Source organism: Paraburkholderia sp. J67 (genome assembly GCF_905220265.1).
Lineage (GTDB): Bacteria > Pseudomonadota > Gammaproteobacteria > Burkholderiales > Burkholderiaceae > Paraburkholderia.
Map to the genome: position 1 here is coordinate 359,491 of NZ_CAJMZK010000006.1, position 17,985 is coordinate 377,475.

15 protein-coding genes are annotated in these 17,985 nt (G+C 65.6%); 7 read left to right on the top strand and 8 right to left on the bottom strand.

Features of this window, described 5'->3' with window-relative positions; all coding sequences use genetic code 11:
• Positions 1–30 precede the first annotated feature (30 nt).
• Genes U5782_RS15010 through U5782_RS15025 form a run of 4 tightly spaced genes read left to right on the top strand, consistent with a single transcriptional unit; the run spans position 31 to position 3,747 of the window.
• A complete protein-coding gene (locus U5782_RS15010; protein WP_322044615.1) occupies positions 31–1,152 on the top strand; it encodes a sugar ABC transporter substrate-binding protein in 1,122 nt (373 codons plus the stop codon).
• Entirely contained in the window at positions 1,152–2,162 is a 1,011-nt protein-coding gene (locus tag U5782_RS15015; RefSeq protein ID WP_322044616.1) for an ABC transporter permease, read from the top strand. The genes U5782_RS15010 and U5782_RS15015 overlap by 1 nt, the downstream gene beginning before the upstream one ends.
• The gene (locus U5782_RS15020) at positions 2,162–2,974 is read left to right on the top strand and encodes an ATP-binding cassette domain-containing protein (protein WP_322044617.1); all 813 of its coding nucleotides are present in this window, start codon (positions 2,162–2,164) and stop codon (positions 2,972–2,974) included. The genes U5782_RS15015 and U5782_RS15020 overlap by 1 nt, the downstream gene beginning before the upstream one ends.
• A gap of 47 nt (positions 2,975–3,021) precedes the next feature.
• The gene (locus tag U5782_RS15025; protein WP_322044618.1) at positions 3,022–3,747 is read left to right on the top strand and encodes a FadR/GntR family transcriptional regulator; all 726 of its coding nucleotides are present in this window, start codon (positions 3,022–3,024) and stop codon (positions 3,745–3,747) included.
• A 56-nt stretch (positions 3,748–3,803) separates the two neighbouring features.
• Here the strand turns inward: U5782_RS15025 and araH are convergent, their stop codons facing one another.
• The 8 genes from araH to U5782_RS15065 form a co-directional block, all read right to left on the bottom strand.
• Complete coding sequence (gene araH, locus U5782_RS15030; RefSeq protein ID WP_322044619.1) at positions 3,804–4,814, bottom strand: L-arabinose ABC transporter permease AraH; 1,011 nt, start codon at positions 4,812–4,814, stop codon at positions 3,804–3,806.
• A gap of 51 nt (positions 4,815–4,865) precedes the next feature.
• Positions 4,866–6,416, bottom strand: a complete 1,551-nt coding sequence (gene araG / locus U5782_RS15035; protein WP_415914321.1) for an L-arabinose ABC transporter ATP-binding protein AraG — start codon at positions 6,414–6,416, stop codon at positions 4,866–4,868.
• 48 nt (positions 6,417–6,464) lie between these two features.
• Positions 6,465–7,469, bottom strand: a complete 1,005-nt coding sequence (locus tag U5782_RS15040; RefSeq protein ID WP_322044620.1) for an arabinose ABC transporter substrate-binding protein — start codon at positions 7,467–7,469, stop codon at positions 6,465–6,467.
• Between the two features lie 68 nt (positions 7,470–7,537).
• On the bottom strand, positions 7,538–8,467 hold the full coding sequence (locus tag U5782_RS15045) for a Gfo/Idh/MocA family oxidoreductase (RefSeq protein ID WP_322044621.1): 930 nt from the start codon (positions 8,465–8,467) through the stop codon (positions 7,538–7,540).
• 54 nt (positions 8,468–8,521) lie between these two features.
• Positions 8,522–9,463, bottom strand: coding sequence for a dihydrodipicolinate synthase family protein (locus U5782_RS15050; RefSeq protein ID WP_322044622.1), 942 nt, complete (start codon positions 9,461–9,463; stop codon positions 8,522–8,524).
• A gap of 56 nt (positions 9,464–9,519) precedes the next feature.
• Positions 9,520–10,878 (bottom strand): MFS transporter, encoded by a 1,359-nt coding sequence (locus tag U5782_RS15055; RefSeq protein ID WP_322044623.1) that lies wholly within the window; start codon positions 10,876–10,878, stop codon positions 9,520–9,522.
• A gap of 74 nt (positions 10,879–10,952) precedes the next feature.
• Positions 10,953–12,530 carry an aldehyde dehydrogenase (NADP(+)) gene (locus tag U5782_RS15060; protein ID WP_322044680.1) on the bottom strand — a complete coding sequence of 526 codons (1,578 nt, stop codon included), beginning with the start codon at positions 12,528–12,530 and terminating at the stop codon, positions 10,953–10,955.
• A 25-nt stretch (positions 12,531–12,555) separates the two neighbouring features.
• The gene (locus tag U5782_RS15065) at positions 12,556–14,307 is read right to left on the bottom strand and encodes an IlvD/Edd family dehydratase (RefSeq protein WP_322044624.1); all 1,752 of its coding nucleotides are present in this window, start codon (positions 14,305–14,307) and stop codon (positions 12,556–12,558) included.
• A gap of 145 nt (positions 14,308–14,452) precedes the next feature.
• Between U5782_RS15065 and U5782_RS15070 the strand changes: the two genes are divergently transcribed.
• The 3 genes from U5782_RS15070 to U5782_RS15080 all read left to right on the top strand — a co-directional run bounded on the left by U5782_RS15070 (position 14,453) and on the right by U5782_RS15080 (position 17,659).
• Positions 14,453–15,454, top strand: coding sequence for a LysR substrate-binding domain-containing protein (locus tag U5782_RS15070; RefSeq protein ID WP_322044625.1), 1,002 nt, complete (start codon positions 14,453–14,455; stop codon positions 15,452–15,454).
• 39 nt (positions 15,455–15,493) lie between these two features.
• A complete protein-coding gene (locus tag U5782_RS15075) occupies positions 15,494–16,342 on the top strand; it encodes a class I SAM-dependent methyltransferase (protein WP_322044626.1) in 849 nt (282 codons plus the stop codon).
• A 126-nt stretch (positions 16,343–16,468) separates the two neighbouring features.
• On the top strand, positions 16,469–17,659 hold the full coding sequence (locus U5782_RS15080; protein WP_322044627.1) for a tyrosine-type recombinase/integrase: 1,191 nt from the start codon (positions 16,469–16,471) through the stop codon (positions 17,657–17,659).
• Positions 17,660–17,985: the final 326 nt, after the last annotated feature.

Below are 17,985 nucleotides of genomic sequence, written 5' to 3' on the forward strand. Positions count from 1 at the left end.
GACCCACGACAACGAGATCCGGAGGAAGACATGGCGCAGCAACGGGATGACGACGATAACCACGCGCAAGACCCCAACACCCCATTGAACACCGCGCGGCGCGGCCTGATGCAGGGCGCGGGCCTGGGCGCGGCGCTCTCGCTGATGGGCGCGCTAGGCGGCGGAGCAGGCGGGTTGATCTCGTCGGCGCAGGCCGCCGAAATGGCCTTTCCCGCGCACAAGAAGTGGAAGATCGTGTTCGTCAATCACGTCACCACGAACCCCTTCTTCGTGCCGACGCAGTACGGTATTCAGGATGCCTGCTCATTGCTGGGCATGGACTATCAATGGACCGGCTCGGCCACCTCGGACGCGGGCGAAATGGTGCGCTCGGTCAACGCGGCGATTGCCGCCAAGGCCGACGCCATCGCCGTGCCCATCGTCGACCCCAGCGCCTTCGACAAGCCGATCCAGGCCGCGCTCGACGCGGGCATCCCTGTGTTCGCCTATAACGCCGACGCGCCGCGCGGCAAGAGCAATCCGCGCCTCGCCTATATCGGCCAGGATCTTTATCTCTCGGGCTACCAGATGGGCGAGCGCATCGCGAGCCTGATCGACAGCGGCATGGTGGCGCTCTTCATCGCCACGCCCGGGCAGCTCAACATCCAGCCGCGTCTGGACGGCGCAAGCGACGCCATCAAGAAGTCCGGCAAGAAGATCGACATCCAGACCGTGGCCACGGGCGCGACCGTCAACGAGGAACTCTCGAAGATCAAGTCGTTCTATCTGGGCCACCAGGACCTCAAGGGCATGTTCGCCGTCGATGCGGGCAGCACGCAGGGCGTGGCGCAGGTCATGAAGGAATCGAACCTGCCGTCGAAGGGCGTGCATGGCGGCGGCTTCGATCTGCTGCCCACCACGATCCAGCTCATCCATGAAGGCTTCCTCGATTTCACCATCGACCAGCAGCCCTATGTTCAAGGCTTCTATACGGTGATGGAGGCATTCGTGTTCCTCGCCTCGGGCGGGCTCGTGGGGCCGGCCAACATCAACACGGGGCTCAAGTTCGTGACGAAGTCGACGGTCGAGCCGTACCTGAACACCTCGACGCGCTATGAAGGCAAGACCACCAAGCCGCAAATCGTGCCGATGAGCGGCGCGATCAAGTCGTGATGGGCACGGTGAACGAAACCGGCAAAACACACGCAACCCGCGCGCCCCGGCGCGCGGGTTTGTCGTGGACCTCACACTGGGCGGCGGAGCTGCGCATCCTGCTCGTGGCCGTGCTGCTGGCCGCCTACTTCGAATTTGCGAATCACGATTTCCTGCTCACCAACGCCAGTCTCATCAATCTCTCGCAGTTCATCGCGCCGGTGGCGATCATCGCGTTCGGCGAAATCATGCTGATGATCGGCGGCGACATCGATCTGTCCGCAGGCATGGTGTTCGCCTTCGCGCCGTTCATGATGGTGTTCGCGAACGATGCGGGCGCACCCATGTGGCTCGCCGTGATCGCGGGCCTCGTGTCGGCGGCCGTGATCGGCTTCGTCAATGGCGCGGTGACGGTCTGGCTTCGTCTGCCCTCGTTCGTCACCACGCTCGGCACGCTGTTTCTGATCAACGGCATCACGCTCACCGTCTCGCACGGCACGCCCGCGCCCACGCCTGGCTCGCCCGAATTCGCGAACTTCATGGGCGCGTGGGGCTACAGCGAGATTCTCTGGACCGTGGGCATCGCGTTCGCCATGCACGTGCTGCTGCGCCATACGCGCTGGGGTCTGCATACGCAGGCGGCGGGCGCGAACCCGATCGGCGCAAGCGAAGCCGGTATTCAGGTGAACCGGTTGCGCCTGGGCAATTTCGTGCTGGCCGCCGTGCTCGCGGGCCTCACGGGCATACTCGAAGGCTTTCGCATCACCTCGATCGACCCGCAGGCGGGCGGCAACCAGATCATGTTTCTCGCCGTGGCCGCCGCCGTGATCGGTGGCACGCCGCTCACGGGCGGCTCCGGCACGATCGTGGGCGGTCTGATCGGCGCGGCGGTGCTGGGCATCCTCAACGACGGCTTCACGCTCATCGGCATCAACGCCTTTACGTTCAACATCATCCTGGGCGCCGCCATCCTCGCCGCGATGATCTTCAATATCCATGTCGGGCGTCTGCGTCGCAGAGGAGGGCACTGATGGACGAATCCCAGGCCTTCTCGACACCCGCGAGCGCCCCGCCCGACGCCCCGCTCGCCCTGCGTGGCGACAAGCTCGTCAAACGCTTTGGCGCGGTCACGGCGCTCGACGGTGTGTCGCTCACGCTCGGCAAGGGCGAAATTCTCGGCGTGCTCGGCGACAATGGCGCGGGCAAGTCCACGCTCGTCAAGATCCTCACGGGCTTTCATCAGCAAACCGATGGCAAGCTGGAGATCGACGGCCAGCAAACGCTACTGCGTTCCGTCGATCACGCGCGCGCACTCGGTATCGAATGCGTTTATCAGGACCTCGCGCTCGCCAACTCGCTGAGCATCTATCACAACATGTTCCTGAACCGCGAGATCGTGCGGCGCGGCCCCTTCAAACTGCTCGATCACAAGCAAATGCGCGAGCGCGCGGCGCAATGTCTGGACGATATCGGCGTGCATGTGCCGTCGGTGGATCTGCCCGTCGAGCGTTTGTCGGGCGGTCAGCGCCAGGCGATCGCGGTGGCGCGCGCCGTGCATTCGAACGCGAAGATCCTGCTGCTCGACGAACCGCTCGCGGCGATGGGCGCGCGCGAAGCCGGGCTCATTATCGACTTGCTCATGCGTCTGAAGGAAAAGGGCGGTCTATCCATTATCATGATCATGCACAACTATGCGCAGACGCTCGACATCGCGGATCGCATCATGTTGATGCAGCGGGGCCGCGTGACTTACGAACAAAAAAGCGCGCTCACTTCGGTGGCGGAGCTGATGGACATCGTGCGGCGAGAATACCGGGCAATGCGCGCCACCAGCGCGCAATAGCCCATACCAGGGGGCCTGCCTGACCGGCGCGCCCGGTCGGACCAACTATGGATTACCGCAATCTAGAGAAACGCAAGAGCATGCACGCGCGCATCGTGCAGGAGCTCGGCATGCAGATCGTCGGCGGCACGTTCGCGCCCGGCCAGCGTCTGCCGCCCGAGCCCACACTGTGCGAAACCTATGGCGTGAGCCGCCCGGTGCTGCGCGAAGCCACGCGCGTGCTGGTGGCCAAGGGGCTCGTGGTGTCCAAGCCGCGCGTGGGCAGCGTGGTGCGCCCGCGCGACGAGTGGCACATGCTCGACCCCGACGTCCTGTTCTGGACCGTCAACAGCCTGCCCGAAGGCGAGTTCTTCCGCTCCCTCATGACGGTGCGCCAGATCATCGAACCCGCGGCCGCCGCGCTCGCCGCCATCTCCGCCACCGACGAAGAGCGCGCGCGTATCGCTGCCGCCTATGCGCGCATGGAGGAGGCGAAGACGGCCAGCGATCTGCTCGAACCCGACCTCGAGTTTCACCGCGCGATCATGGCGGCCACGCATAACGACATGCTCGCGTATATCGGCAATATGCTGTCGCTCGCGCTCACCGAGTCGATCAAGCTGACGAGCCGCCATCCGAATACGCATGCGCTTTCGTTGCCGCGTCACAAGGCGATCCTCACGGCAATCGAGCATCGCGATGCGCTGGCGGCGCGCCAGGCGAGCGTGGTGCAACTCGACAATGCGCGTGCCGATGCGAAGTCGATCCTGGGCGGGGCGGCGCTGGAGAGTTGAACAAGTGTGCGGGCGCGCGGTGAATTGCGCAATTGCCCGCACGCCGCCGTTCATGCTCACACCGCCCGCTTGCTACGGCGGAATTGATCGAACAGCACGGCCAGCAGCAGAATGCCGCCGCGAATCAGGTACTGGTAGAACGTGGGCACGTTCATGAGGCTCATGGCGTCCTGCACCGAGCCCATGATCAGCACGCCCACCAGCACGCCCGAAATCGTCGCCACGCCGCCCGTGAGCGACACGCCGCCCAGCACGCAGGCCGAGATCACGCCCAGTTCCAGGCCGACGGAGGTCTTCGGATCGCCCAGGCTCATGCGCGAGGCCAGCATCACGCCTGCAAAGCCCGTGACGAGCCCTTGCAGCACGAACACGGTGATCTTGATGCGCGTGACCGGCAGACCCGCGAGCCGCGCCGCTTCACCATTGCCGCCCACCGCGAGCACGTTCTTGCCGAACACGGTTTTCTTGAGCAGGAAGCCGAAGATCACGAAGCCGATGATGTTGCTCCAGATCGGGAACGAGATGCCGAGGAACGAGCCGCCGCCGAGATCGAAGAAACGCTCTTCCGAGATCATCACGGCGTCGCCGTTCGAGGTGAGGAAGGCGAGGCCGCGCACCGCTTCCATCATGGCGAGCGTGGCGATCAGCGAGTTGATCTTGAAGCGCGCGATCAGCACGCCGTTGACGAGGCCCACCGCCCCGCCCGCGAGCACGCCCGCGGCGATGCCGAGCAGCACGCTATGCGACTGCGTGATGACGGTCGAGGCGACCACGCCTGCGAACGCGACGATCGACGCCACGGACAGATCGACCTCGCCCAGCGCGAGCACGAACATCATGGTCACGGCGATCGAGCCGATCAGCGTGACGGAGAGCAACAGGCCCTGAATATTGCGGGTCGTGAGGAAGTCGGGCACCGTCGCGGAAAGCACCGCGAACAGCACCACGAACACCACCGCGATGCCCGACTTGTTGATCATGTCCCACGCGCGCGCACGCGACGGCGTGATGGGCGCGGCGGCTTCGTTGACGGTAGGTGTGCCCTGTGGCTGCATGGCTTGACTCATCTCTGGTTTGACTGCGCGGGTTTGATTCCGCAGGGAATGCTTCGGTCGTGCTCAGCGCGGCAGCGCGAGCTTGATCAATTCGTCGGGCGAGGCTTGCGCCTTCGGCACGCTGCCCGCAACGCGACCTTCGCGCATCACGATGATGCGGTCGGCCACGCCGATCACCTCGGCCAGATCGCTCGACACCATGATCACGGTGCGGCCCGCTTCGGCCAGTTCATAAAGCAGGTTGTAGATTTCGGCGCGCGCGCCCACGTCGATACCGCGCGTAGGCTCGTCCATGAGGAACACTTCGATACGTTCTGCAAGCCAGCGCGACAGGATCACCTTCTGCTGATTGCCGCCCGACAGCGTGCCGATAGCGGTGTCGCCGTTGCGCGTCTTGATCGCGAGTTTCTTGATGTAGTCCTGCGTGAGATCGCGCTCGCGCTTCGCATCCAGCAAGAAGCGCGCGGGGCTGAAGTGACGACGCGCGCTGATGTTGAGGTTATCCGCCACGGAAGCGATCGCAACGATGCCTTCCTGCTTGCGGTCCTCCGGGCACAGCGCGATGCCCGCGCGCACCGCGTCGCGCGGGCTCGCGAAGTTCACGCGCTTGCCGTTCAGTTCGACATGGCCCGCGCTTGCGCGTGTCGCGCCGTAGATCAGCTTCATCAGTTCGGAGCGGCCCGCGCCCACGAGGCCAAAGAAGCCGACAATCTCGCCGCGCCGCGCGGTAAACGACACCGGCTCGGCAAGTCCCGGCCCCATCAGCCCCTTCGCTTCCAGCAGCACGTCGCCCGCCGGGCGCGCGCGATAGCCGTAGACGTCCTCGATCGAGCGCCCCACCATCGCGGCGATCAGGCGATTACGGTCGAGGTCCGCGACCGATTCGAAAGTCTCGATGCGCTTGCCGTCGCGGAACACCGTCACGCGGTCGCACAACTCATAGACCTCATCCATGCGGTGCGTGACATAGATGATCGCGCGGCCATCGGCGCGCAACGCGTTGATGATCCGAAACAGGTTCTCCGTCTCGCGCGCCGAGAGCGAGCTGGTCGGTTCGTCGAAGGCGATCACGCGCGCGTCGCGCATGAGCGCCTTGCCGATCTCGATCATCTGGCGCTGGCCGATGGAGAGATTCTTGACCGGCGTGCGCGGGTCGATGCGCTCGCCCAGCCGCTTGAGTTCGTCCATCGCGCGCTGTACGAGCGTGCGTTCGTCGAGCACGCCAAAACGGTTGGGCAATTGCCCGAGCATCAGGTTGTCCGCCACCGTCAGCTCGGGCACGAGATGCAATTCCTGATAGATGATCGCGATGCCCGCGTCGAGCGCCGCACGCGTGGTCGTAAAGCGCTGCTCCGCGCCGTTCAGGTGCAGCGTGCCGGCCTGCGGCTGGTTCACGCCCGAGAGCACCTTCAGCAGCGTCGATTTACCCGCGCCGTTCTCGCCCATCAGCCCGTGCACTTCGCCCGCGCGCACTTGCAGCGATACGCGGTCGAGCGCTTTCACGCCCGGAAAGCTCACGGTGATGCCGTCGAGTTCCAGATACGCACGCGGCCCCTGTTGAGTTGCCCCGCGTGCGTTCGTCTCTGCATCGGCCAATGTCATGGTTTCAGTCATTGCATCCCTGCCCTTTCGAAGACTGCCTTAAGCGCTATTTCGCAGACCTTAGATACCCAGCTCGCTACGAACCGAGGTCCAGTTATCGCGCGTCATCAGCTTGCCGGTGGTCTGCGTGTCGGCGGGCGGTTGCTTGCCATCGCGAATCCATTCGACGAGGTTCTGCGCGCTGTCCTTGCCGTGGTTGGTCGAGCTGACCGCGATCGTGCCGTAGAAGCCCGTGGGCTGCTTCTTCTGGAATTCGGCAAAGGCTTCGCCCGCACCGTTGATGCCCACGCCGATCACGTCCGAGGCCGGCAGATGCAGTTGCTCCGTCGCGCGCACCGCGCCCAGCACGCTTTCTTCGTTGAGCGCGAAGATCACCCACTTCTTGATGTTCGGATGCTGCGCGAGCACGGGCGAAGCCGCATTGAAGCCGCCTTCGTCGTCGGTGGTCTTTTGCGGCGCGTCGAAGATGTTTTCCTTCTTGAAACCGCCCGCGATCAGCGACGCCGTCGCGCCGTCCGTGCGCAGCTTGGCGGTCGGCAGTTCGTAGTCGGTGATGCGCAGCGCGCCCACTTCTTCCGGCTTCCAGCCGCGACGCTTCATTTCGTCGGCGATCGCGCCGCCCACCTGATTGCCGATCTTGAACGCCGACATGCCCAGATGCGGCACGCTCGGCAGCGGCTTGCCCGACGAATCCACCAGTTGGTCGTCGACCGTCACGAACTTCATGTTGTAGCGCTTGGCGCGCGCCTGGATGGCCGGCCCGAGACGCACGTCGGGCGCGCAGATCACGAAGCCCTGTGCGCCTTGCGCGCCGAGGTTGTCGATGGCGGCCAGCACTTTTTCGCCGTCCGGCGTGCCGATATTGACGACCGAGAAGTTCTCCTTCTGGCCGAGCGCCGTGGCGGCCTTCTGCTCATTGATGAACCATGCCTGCTCCGGCATCTTCACGAGGAAGCCGATCTTGGTGGGCGAATCGGCGTGCGCCGCCAGGTTCATGCCGAGCGGCGCGACGCACAGGGCCGCGAGCACGGCGCGAAGGGTAAAGCGGCGAATGTTGCTGGTCATGCTTCTGTCTCCTTGGGTGTGGTTGTTGCGTCTGCTTTATCGGGAATACGAAATATAGCCAGTGATGCTCAGTGCCCGAAGGCCTCGACTTCGACGTGCCGGCCTAGCAGGAAGGCATCGGCGACGAGACGCAGCGGGCGCACGTCCACATCCTCCGTGCCATGCGCGATGAGCCAGTGAAAGCGTTCGTAGAGCGCCGCATATTCGCGCTCGGCATCGAGCGCGACCGGTTCGCCGCCAATCGCCAGGCGTTTGCCGCCTTCCGAAATCGACAGCAGGCCGTCGGTGGTCTCCACGTCGATTTCCCATTGCTCGACCGGGCCATGACGCCAGTCGAATTCGGCGCGCACCGGCACGCCGTCGATGTCGATGCAATCGAGTTCGGCGGCAATCGGCGTCGCGCAATCGGCGGGTACGTGCAGCGTCGCGCCGCGCAGGAGCACTTCGCGCGGCAGGATGCGCGTGACGATCGAGAGCGCGTTGATGCCTGGATCGAATACGCCGAGGCCGCCCGGCTCCCAGATCCACTGCTGGCCCGGATGCCAGCGGCGCACGTCCTCTTTCCAGCGCACATGCACGGCGCGCAGGGTACGTTGTGCGAGCCACGCGCGCGCGGGTTCGACCGCGCTCGCGCAGCGCGAATGCCAGGTGGCGAACAGCGTGCGCTTGTGCTGGCGCGCGAGTTCGCGCAGCGCTTCCACTTCGCTCACGCTCGCGCCCGGCGGCTTTTCGAGCATCACGTGCTTGCCCGCTTCGAGCGCGGCGCGCGCCTGCTCATAGCGCACCTGCGGCGGCGCGCACAGCGACACGGCGTCGAGTTCGCGCTCGGCTGCGAGAAACTCGCCGATATCGCTGTAGTTGCGCACGCCCTCGACCTGGGCATTGCGGCTCGCAGCCGCCACCAGATCGAAGCCGGGATTGCCCGCGATGGCGGGCAGATGCTGGTCGCGCGCGATCTTGCCCACGCCGACGACGGCCAACGTATACGACGCATTCATGGCGATCTCCGTTCCTCTGTTCAAGGAGACTATTTATTATGGATACCGAACAACTTACTTTGCCCAGCGCAGCACGAGCGGATCGAGACGGCGCGCAATCGCGATCAGTTCGGCGCGCGTGTCCGGATGCATCGCGGGCAGCGGGTGGCGCGGCAGTTCGCACTCGATCACGCCGCCCTCCTGCATCAGCGACTTGCAGGCGAGCAGACCCGCCTGGCGGTTTTCGTGATTGATGAGCGGCAGCCACTTCTGGTAGAGCGTGAAGGCATCGTCGGCGCGGCCTGCGCGGTGCGCCTCGATGATCGGACGGATGCCGTCGGGAAAGCCGCCGCCCGTCATCGAGCCGGTCGCGCCCGCGTTAAGGTCCGCCAGCAGCGTGATGCCTTCCTCGCCATCCCACGGGCCTTCGGCCGCGTCGCCCGCGAGGCGGATCAGTTCGCGCAGCTTGTTGGCCGCGCCCGGCGTTTCGATCTTGAAGTACGAGACCTGCTCGATCTCGCGCGCCATGCGCGCAAGGAAAGGCGCGGAGAGCACCGTGCCGCTCGCAGGCGCGTCCTGAATCATGATCGGAATGTCGATCGCGTCGGACACGCGCGCGTAGAACTCGTAGATCTGCGCTTCGGGCACGCGAAAGGTCGCGCCGTGATACGGCGGCATGACCATCACCATCGCCGCGCCCATGTCCTGCGCGCGTTTGCTGCGCGCGGCGCAGACATTGGTGCCGTAGTGCGTGGTCGTGACGATCACCGGCACGCGGCCCGCCACGTGTTCGAGCACGGTGCGCGTGAGGATTTCGCGCTCGTCGTCGGAGAGCGAGAACTGCTCGGAAAAGTTCGCGAGAATGCACAGGCCGTCCACGCCCGCGTCGATCATGAAATCGACGGCGCGCTTCTGGCTCGGCAGATCGAGTTCGCCGCTCGCGGTGAAGGTGGTCGGCACCACCGGGAAGATGCCCTGATAGCGGGGTTTGCCTGGAGTCGTACTGCTCGTCGTCATATCGTCGATCCTGCTTCGGTAGAGGTGTCTTGCGCGCTTTCCGTTGCGCCGGGCGATCACGATTCGCCTGCGAAAGCGCCTTCGGCCCGCACCGGCGTGCGCAGCGCCGCACGGACCACGAAGGTCACGAGCACCGCAAACACCAGCGTGGCCGCGAGAAAATACAGTCCGGCCGCGAGGCTGCCCGTCGCGTCCTTGATGAGTCCGATGCCGTAAGGGCCAAGGTAGCCGCCGAGATTCGCGAGCGAGTTGATCATCGCGATCCCCACGGCCGCGCTCGTGCCGCTCAGAAACTCGCCGGGCAGCGCCCACACCACGGCCTGGATCGAATAGATCGAAAACGCGGTCAGGCTGATGAACAGCAGTTGCAGCACCGGCGAATGCACCCAGGCGCTCGCGGCCATCGTCAGCGCCGCCGCAGCCGAGACCACGACGATGTGCCAGTAGCGCTCGCGACGATGGTCCGAGTGGCGCGGCACGATCAGAAGACCCGCCACCGCGAACAGATACGGCACCGCGGAAAGCAGGCCCGCCGTCGAATCGCTCACGCCGAACGCCTTGATAATGGTAGGCAACCAGAGTGACAAACCATAGATGCACAGCGGAAACGGCAGAAACAGCAGCGCGAGCAGCAGCACGCGGCGGTCTTTCAGGGCGCTGAACGGGTTGCGGTGCGCGTCGAGCGCATAGCTGCGCTGGTCGGCTGCCAGTTCGCGCTCGATCCAGCGGCGCGCGTCGGGCGCGAGCCAGCGTGCATGCGCAGGCGATTCGGGCAGCAGACGCAGCGTCGGGATGCAAAGCAGCACGGCGGGCAGACCGCTCACGACGAAAAGCGTCTGCCAGTTCGAGAGGCCGAAGAGGCCATGCGTTTCCAGCAATGCGCCCGCGAGCGGCCCGGTGACGATGCCCGCGATGGGTTGTGCGAGCACGAGCAGGCCGATCACGCGCGCGCGATGGCGCATCGGGAACCAGTGCGTGAGGAAGAACAGGATGCCGGGGTAAAGGCCCGCTTCGGCCGCGCCCAGCAGAAAGCGCAGCACGTAGAAACTCTTCGGACCGCTGACGAAGGCCATCGCCATCGTGATCGTGCCCCACGTGAAGAGGATGCGCGCGAACCACACGCGCGCGCCGAAGCGCGAGAGGGCAAGATTGCTCGGCACTTCGCACAGGAAATAGCCGACGAAAAACAGGCCCGCGCCCATGCCGTAAGCGGCGTCGCTCAGGCCCACGGCAGCGTTCATGTGCAGCTTCGCGAAACCCACGACCGTGCGGTCCACGTAGGCGACCACGTAGATCAGCGCGAGAAACGGCACGAGCCGCCGCGCGATATGGCCGACGATATGCTTTTCCTGCTCGCTCGCGTGCGTCGCGCGCGCCTCGGTCTTGCCTTGTTGCAGCACCTGCGGATTGCTCATCCTGTCTGTCTCCTTCCTGACTCCATCGTGTCGCCTGTCCGCGTCGCGCGGATCTTGTCGGCGTTCTCTCAGGGCTAGTTCACGCGCTCCGGCTTGCCCACATAGCGCCGTTGGATCGCCAGCGGATTTGCGTCGCGCAGCGCGTCGGGCAGCAGGCCATCGGCCAGGTTCTGGTAGCAGACCGGACGCAGGAATCGCTCGATCGCGGCCGTGCCCACCGATGTGCTGCGCACGTCCGAGGTCGCCGGGAACGGGCCGCCGTGGACCATCGCATCGCACACTTCGACGCCGGTCGGGAAGCCGTTGACCAGCACGCGGCCTGCCTTGCGCTCGATCAGCGGCAACAGCGTGCGTACGAGCGCCGCGTCGGCGTCGTTCATATGCAGCGTGATCGTGAGTTGGCCTTCGATCTTGCGCAGCAGCGCGCACAGTTCGTTTTCGTCGGCGCATTCCACCAGCACGCTGCTTGGGCCGAACACTTCGTCGCCGAGCGTGGCATCCGTCAGCAGATCGCGCGCGCCGATCTTGAAGAGCGCGCTCTGGGCGCGTCCTGGTGCGGCGGCGCCGCGTGCGAGCGTCGTCACGTTCGCGTGTTGCGCAAGGCGATCGACGCCGTGTTCATAGGCGCGCAGGATGCCTGCCGTGAGCATCACGCCCGCGCTGGTCGCGCTGAATTCGCGCGCGGCATTCGCAGCAAACGCGTCGAAATCCGCGCCCGCGAGGCCGAACATCAAACCCGGATTGGTACAGAACTGGCCGCACCCGAGCGTGGCCGATGCCGCGAACTCGCGCGCCAGCGCTTCGCCGCGTGCGGACAATGCGCCCGGCAGCAACAGGTTGGGATTCACGCTGCTCATTTCGGCGTAGACGGGAATCGGCTCGGCGCGCGCCGCCGCCAGCTTGACGAGCGCGAGGCCGCCCGCGCGCGAGCCCGTAAAACCCACGGCGCGAATGGCGGGATGCTGCACGAGCGCGCTGCCCACTTCGTAGCCCGCATCGAACAGCAGCGAGAACACGCCCTCGGGCAGACCCGCTGCTGCGACCGCCTGCTGGAGCGCACGGCCCACCAGTTCCGAGGTGCCCGGATGCGCGGAATGCGCCTTCACGACCACGGGACAACCGGCCGCCAGCGCGCTGGCCGTATCGCCACCCGCCACCGAAAACGCGAGCGGAAAATTGCTCGCGCCGAACACCGCAACCGGTCCCACGCCGATGCGCCAGAAGCGCAAATCGGTGCGCGGCGGCTGGCGCTCGGGCAACGCGGGCTCGATGCGCGCGTCGAGTGCGTTGCCGCTGCGCACGAGCGTGGCGAACATGCGCAACTGGTTCGCCGTGCGGGCGCGCTCGCCTTCGAGCCGCGCGCGCGGCAGGCCGCTTTCGGCCATCGCGCGCTCGATCAGGGCGTCGCCGAGCGCTTCGATGCGCGCCGCGCAGTCGTCGAGGAAGCGGGCGCGCGCTTGCGCGGGCAACGCGCGATACGTGTCGAATGCTTCGTCGGCGAGCGTGCAGGCGGCATCGACATCGGCCGGCAACGCGCCGTGGAAAACCGGCTGCGCGATGGCTTCGTGCGTGGCGGCGTCGATGGACTGGAACGCCGCGCCTTCGCCGCGCTTCGCCTGCGCGCCGATCAGCAGTTCGCCGGTGAGTGCAATCGTCATGATGAAAACCTCCGGCGCGTCAGTGCGAGTGGCGCGGCACGGCCGAGCCGCGCTTGCCGACCAGGAAGTCGAGATCGCAGCCTTCGTCGGCCTGGAGCACGTGATCGACATAGAGGCGCGCATAACCGCCCTTGCCCAACTGCTCGGCCACGCCCGGTGCGGCGGCGGGATCGACGTCGGACAGACGGCGCTTGAGTTCCTCGTCGCTGATGTCCAGATGCAGGCGTCCCGCCTCGCAGTCGAGTTCGATCCAGTCGCCGTTGCGCACGGCGGCAAGCGGGCCGCCCGCCGCCGCTTCGGGCGCGACGTGCAGCACCACGGTGCCGTAGGCCGTGCCGCTCATGCGCGCATCCGAAATGCGCACCATGTCCTTCACGCCCTGGCGCAGCAGCTTGGGCGGCAGGCCCATGTTGCCGACTTCGGCCATGCCCGGATAGCCGCGCGGGCCGCAGTTCTTCATCACGAGGATCGAGTCCTTGTCCACGTCGAGCGCTTCGTCGCCGATGGTCGCCTTGTAGTGATCGAAGTTCTCGAACACCACGGCGCGGCCGCGATGCTTGAGCAGTTCGGGCGTCGCCGCCGAGGGCTTGAGCACCGCGCCGCGCGGCGCAAGATTGCCGCGCAGGATGCAGATGCCGCCATCGGCGATGAGCGGATTGTCGATCTGGCGGATCACCTCGTCATTGTAGTTCGGCGCTTCGCGCACGTTGTCCCACAGCGACTTGCCATTGACCGTGAGCGCGTCCGGATGCGGCAGCAGGTTCGCTTCGCCCAGACGACGCAGCACCGCAGGCAGTCCGCCCGCGTAGTAGAACTCTTCCATCAGGAAGCGGCCCGACGGTTGCAGATCGACGAGGGTGGGCGTGCTGCGGCCAATACGCATCCAGTCTTCGAGTTCGAGCGGCACGCCGATGCGCCCCGCGATCGCCTTCAAATGGATCACGGCGTTGGTCGAGCCGCCGATCGCCGCGTTGGTGCGGATCGCGTTCTCGAACGCCTCGCGCGTGAGCACCTTCGAGAGCGTGAGGTCTTCGAGCGCCATCTGCACGATGCGGATGCCCGACATATGCGCGAGCACGTAGCGGCGCGCGTCCACGGCCGGAATCGCCGCGTTGTGCGGCAGCGTCACGCCCAGCGCCTCGGCCATGCAGGCCATCGTCGACGCCGTGCCCATGGTGTTGCAGGTGCCCGCCGAGCGCGACATGCCCGCTTCGGCCGCGAGGAAATGATGCAGGTCGATCTCGCCCGCCTTGAGCGATTCGTGCAGACGCCACACCGCCGTGCCCGAGCCGATGTCCTTGCCGTCGAGCTTGCCGTTGAGCATGGGGCCGCCGCTCACGACGATCGCGGGCACATCGACGCTCGCCGCGCCCATCAGCAGCGCGGGCGTGGTCTTGTCGCAGCCGCACAGCAGCACGACGGCGTCGATGGGGTTACCGCGAATCGCCTCCTCCACATCCATCGAGGCGAGATTGCGCGTGAGCATCGCCGAGGGGCGCAGGTTCGATTCGCCGTTCGAGAACACCGGGAATTCGACCGGGAAACCGCCCGCCTCGTAGATGCCGCGCTTGACGTGCTCCGCGAGCTTGCGGAAGTGCGCGTTACAGGGCGTGAGCTCCGACCACGTATTGCAGATGCCGATGATCGGGCGACCATCGAATTCGTGATCGGGAATGCCCTGGTTTTTCATCCAGCTTCGGTACATGAAGCCGTTCTTGTCCGTGGTGCCGAACCATTGCTGGGAGCGCAGTTTGGGTTTCGTTGCCGACATCGTCTGATCTGTCTCGTGGACTGCTGGTTGGACTGAATGTTCGGCATAGTCTAGGGAGAACTCTGATAACCTTCTAATGAAATAACGGACGGTTCCGATATCGAAATCGGCATTGGTGTAAACGCTTAGAACTATTTGGGAAATCATGCTGGAGACCAGCCCCTGGTACGTGCGCACGCGGCTCAAGACGCGGCAATTGCTGCTGGTGGTCGCGCTTGCGGAGGAAGGCAATATTCACCGCGCGGCGGCGGCGCTCAACATGACGCAGCCGGCCGCCTCCAAGTTGCTGCGCGAGCTGGAAGAGATGCTGGACGCGCTGCTGTTCGAGCGCATGCCGCGCGGCATGAAGCCCACGCTCTATGGCGACGCGCTGATCCGTCACGCGCGCGCGGTGCTCGGCAGTCTCGACCAGGCGCAGGAGGAACTCACGGCGCTGAAGGCCGGGCGGCTCGGCCATGTGGCGGTGGGCGCGATCACCTCGCCGGGCGTGCGCGTGCTGCCCGCCGCCGTGGCGGCCGTCAAGCGCACACACGCGAATATGCGTGTTTCGGTGGCGATCGACGCGAGTAACGTGCTGCTCGAACACCTTGCGCAGGACAAGCTCGACGTGGTGCTCGGGCGGCTTTCCGCCGAGCACGACAAACTCGCGCTGCGCTACGAGCCGCTCACGGGCGAGCCGGTGTGCGCCGTGGTAAGACCTGGGCATCCGCTGCTGGCTTCGGCCGACTCCAACGCCCATGCCGATCGCGCCCGCCCGCTCGCGCTCGCCGACGTGGCGCGCGCCACCTGGGTCGTGCCGCCGGTCGCGAGCGTGCTGCGCCATCGCTTCGAGCTGATGTTCCAGCGCGCGAGCCTCGCGCCCCCTTCGAACGTGGTGGAGACGCCCGCGCTGCTGTTCATCACGCGCGTGCTGGAGCAAAGCGACATGATCGCCGTGCTGACCGAAGACGTGGCACGCTACTACGCCGCGCACGGCATGGTCGCGATCCTGCCGCTGCCGATGGACTGCCAGATGGACGACTTCGGCATCATCACGCGCGCCGACCGGCTGCTGTCGCCGGCAGCACAGGTGATGATCGAAGCGCTGCGCGCGGTGAGCGCGGAGGTTTATGGGACGACCGCGCGCGAGGCGCGTTCGTTAAGCTAGCGCTTTCGGCCCCGACACCCATGCCTTCAGGAGACCCCGATGCAAGCGACCTTCCCCGATAGCAGCGCCGTGCGCGTCGCACTCTGGCGCGCATTACACGTATTGGTCGATGCCGCGCCGCCCGTGCTCGCCGACGAACTCGGCATGCAACTCGCCGCGCCCGACGCGCACTGGCGCGAACGGCCCGACATGGACCCCGTTGGCACGCGCGGTTATCGGGCCTCCATCGTGGGCCGCGCTCGGCTGATTGAAGACCTCGTCGTCGATGAAGCCGCGCGTGGCGTCGAGCAGTACGTGATTCTTGGCGCGGGCCTCGACACCTTCGCGCAGCGACGCCCCGACATCGCCTCGCGTTTGCGCGTGTATGAGGTCGATCAGCCGGGTACGCAGACCTGGAAGCGCCAGCGCCTGGCTGAATTGGGCTATCGCGAGCGGGACGGCTTGCGCTTCGTGGGCGTCGATTTCGAAGCGGGCCAATCGTGGCGCGCGCAGCTTGAGCAGGCGGGCTTCGATGCCACGCAGCGCGCCGTGGTGGCGTCCACGGGCGTGTCGATGTACCTCACGCGCGAGGCGAATCTCGCTACGCTGCGCGAGATCGCGCAACTCGCACCCGGCTCGACGCTCGCGATGACCTTTACCTTGCCGCTCGACCTGATCGACGAACCGGAGCGCTCGCAGCATGCGGCCGTCTACGAGCGCGCACGGGCGGCGGGCACGCCGTTCGTGAGCTTCTTCCGGCCCGAGGAAATGCTCGCGCTCGCGCGCGAAGCGGGTTTTACGCGCGCGGAGCACGTAGGCACCGACGATATCGTCGCGCGTTATTTTGCGGATCGCAGTGACGGATTACGGCCTGCGAAAGGGGAGTCGTTTTTGATCGCCACGGTGTAAAACAAGCTTCAATCACGCTTGCCCAAACGCGTCAGACCGCCGGGCGCAGCGGCGAACAGCGTTCGACGCGCGGGCGTTCCACGCTATAGTGCGGGCAGCTTTTTCGATTCACAGTTCTACCCGCCCATGCACACCGCCCTGCTCGCCCCGCAACCGCTCGATGCCCTTGAACTGCCCGCCGATCTGGACGGGCGCGACGGCGTGAATCGGGCGCACGGCCGCATGCAGATTGCGGCGGTCAACGACCTCGACGCGATCCGCGCGTGGCTTGCGCGTGTCGCCGACTCGAAGGCGACCTTCGAGACCTATCGCAAGGAATCCGAGCGCCTGCTGCTGTGGGCCATCGTGCAACTGGGCAAGCCGCTTTCGTCGCTCACGCACGAGGATTTGCTCGCGTATCAGCACTTTCTCGCCGATCCACAACCCGCTGCGCGCTGGGTTTCGGGTGGCGGGCGCAAGCACGCGCGCGACGATGCGCGCTGGCGGCCGTTCTATGGACCGCTTTCCGCCGCGAGTCAGCGCCAGGCGATGGTGATCCTCAACGCGCTTTTCTCGTGGCTCGTGAGTGCGGGCTATCTCGCGGGTAATCCGCTTTCGCTGTCGCGCCAGCGTGCCCGGCGCGCGCCGCCGCGCATTACGCGCTATCTCGAACGCGAGCTTTGGGACGAGGTGAAGGCTTACGTCGACAGCCTGCCGCGCGAGACCGAACGCGAGCGCGAACATCACGGGCGGGCGCGTTGGCTGCTTACGCTGCTCTATCTGGGCGGATTGCGGATTTCCGAAGTGAGCGCTAATACGATGGGCGATTTTTTTGCGCGGCGCGATGGGGCGGGGGTCGAGCGCTGGTGGCTCGATGTGCTTGGCAAGGGTGAGCGTCGTCGGCTTGTGCCGGCTACGGCCGAGATGATGGCCGAGTTGGCGCGCTATCGGCGGGCGCGTGGTCTTGCTGCGCTGCCTGCGGCGCATGAGTCTACCCCGCTTGTTTTGCCTATCGGCAAGTCGGTCAAGCCGCTCACGCGCACCGCGCTGCATGCGATCGTTAAGGGGATTTTTGCGGGGGCCGCGCAGAGGTTGCGGGAGATGGGGGACTCTGTGGATGCGGAGTTTGCGGCTGCGCGCGCGGCCCGGCTCGAAAGCGCTTCCGCGCACTGGCTGCGGCATAGCGCTGGGTCACATATGGCCGATGGCGATGTCGATCTGCGTCTCGTGCGCGATAACCTCGGGCATGCTTCACTCAGTACTACCAGTCTTTATCTGCATAGCGATGATGATGTGCGGCATCGGGAAACCGATCTGAAACATCGGATCGATTGGTGAGTGCCGATCTGATTGCGTGGAAGATGTTTGAGGTCTGACGGGTTTTTCGTGATCCGTACCGCTTTGGCATTTCCTTGATTTCGTGTCGGTATCCCAGCATCTTACTTGTGCGCCCCCTTCTCTGCGGCGGGTATGGAGAAACTCAGGACTTTTCCCGACTCGTCCCGCTCGCACATCGCGCAGGCCTTGCGCTAACCGTCGGTCATATTGATCGCGCGCTTGAGTCTGTCCTGCTCCGAGTTCACACGTCACGTCGCGGTTGCTGCCGCGAGCGCCGCCCGCTCGTCATTCCGACCGGGCCTAAAGGCATAAATCCCTTTAGGCCA

Bases quoted from the DNA above. Each gene is read 5' to 3' on its own strand.
- U5782_RS15010 (WP_322044615.1), top strand. From the start codon at position 31: ATGGCGCAGCAACGGGATGACGACGATAACCACGCGCAAGACCCCAAC.
- U5782_RS15015 (WP_322044616.1), top strand. From the start codon at position 1,152: ATGGGCACGGTGAACGAAACCGGCAAAACACACGCAACCCGCGCGCCC.
- U5782_RS15020 (WP_322044617.1), top strand. From the start codon at position 2,162: ATGGACGAATCCCAGGCCTTCTCGACACCCGCGAGCGCCCCGCCCGAC.
- U5782_RS15025 (WP_322044618.1), top strand. From the start codon at position 3,022: ATGGATTACCGCAATCTAGAGAAACGCAAGAGCATGCACGCGCGCATC.
- araH (WP_322044619.1), bottom strand. From the start codon at position 4,814: ATGAGTCAAGCCATGCAGCCACAGGGCACACCTACCGTCAACGAAGCC.
- araG (WP_415914321.1), bottom strand. From the start codon at position 6,416: ATGACTGAAACCATGACATTGGCCGATGCAGAGACGAACGCACGCGGG.
- U5782_RS15040 (WP_322044620.1), bottom strand. From the start codon at position 7,469: ATGACCAGCAACATTCGCCGCTTTACCCTTCGCGCCGTGCTCGCGGCC.
- U5782_RS15045 (WP_322044621.1), bottom strand. From the start codon at position 8,467: ATGAATGCGTCGTATACGTTGGCCGTCGTCGGCGTGGGCAAGATCGCG.
- U5782_RS15050 (WP_322044622.1), bottom strand. From the start codon at position 9,463: ATGACGACGAGCAGTACGACTCCAGGCAAACCCCGCTATCAGGGCATC.
- U5782_RS15055 (WP_322044623.1), bottom strand. From the start codon at position 10,878: ATGAGCAATCCGCAGGTGCTGCAACAAGGCAAGACCGAGGCGCGCGCG.
- U5782_RS15065 (WP_322044624.1), bottom strand. From the start codon at position 14,307: ATGTCGGCAACGAAACCCAAACTGCGCTCCCAGCAATGGTTCGGCACC.
- U5782_RS15070 (WP_322044625.1), top strand. From the start codon at position 14,453: ATGCTGGAGACCAGCCCCTGGTACGTGCGCACGCGGCTCAAGACGCGG.
- U5782_RS15075 (WP_322044626.1), top strand. From the start codon at position 15,494: ATGCAAGCGACCTTCCCCGATAGCAGCGCCGTGCGCGTCGCACTCTGG.
- U5782_RS15080 (WP_322044627.1), top strand. From the start codon at position 16,469: ATGCACACCGCCCTGCTCGCCCCGCAACCGCTCGATGCCCTTGAACTG.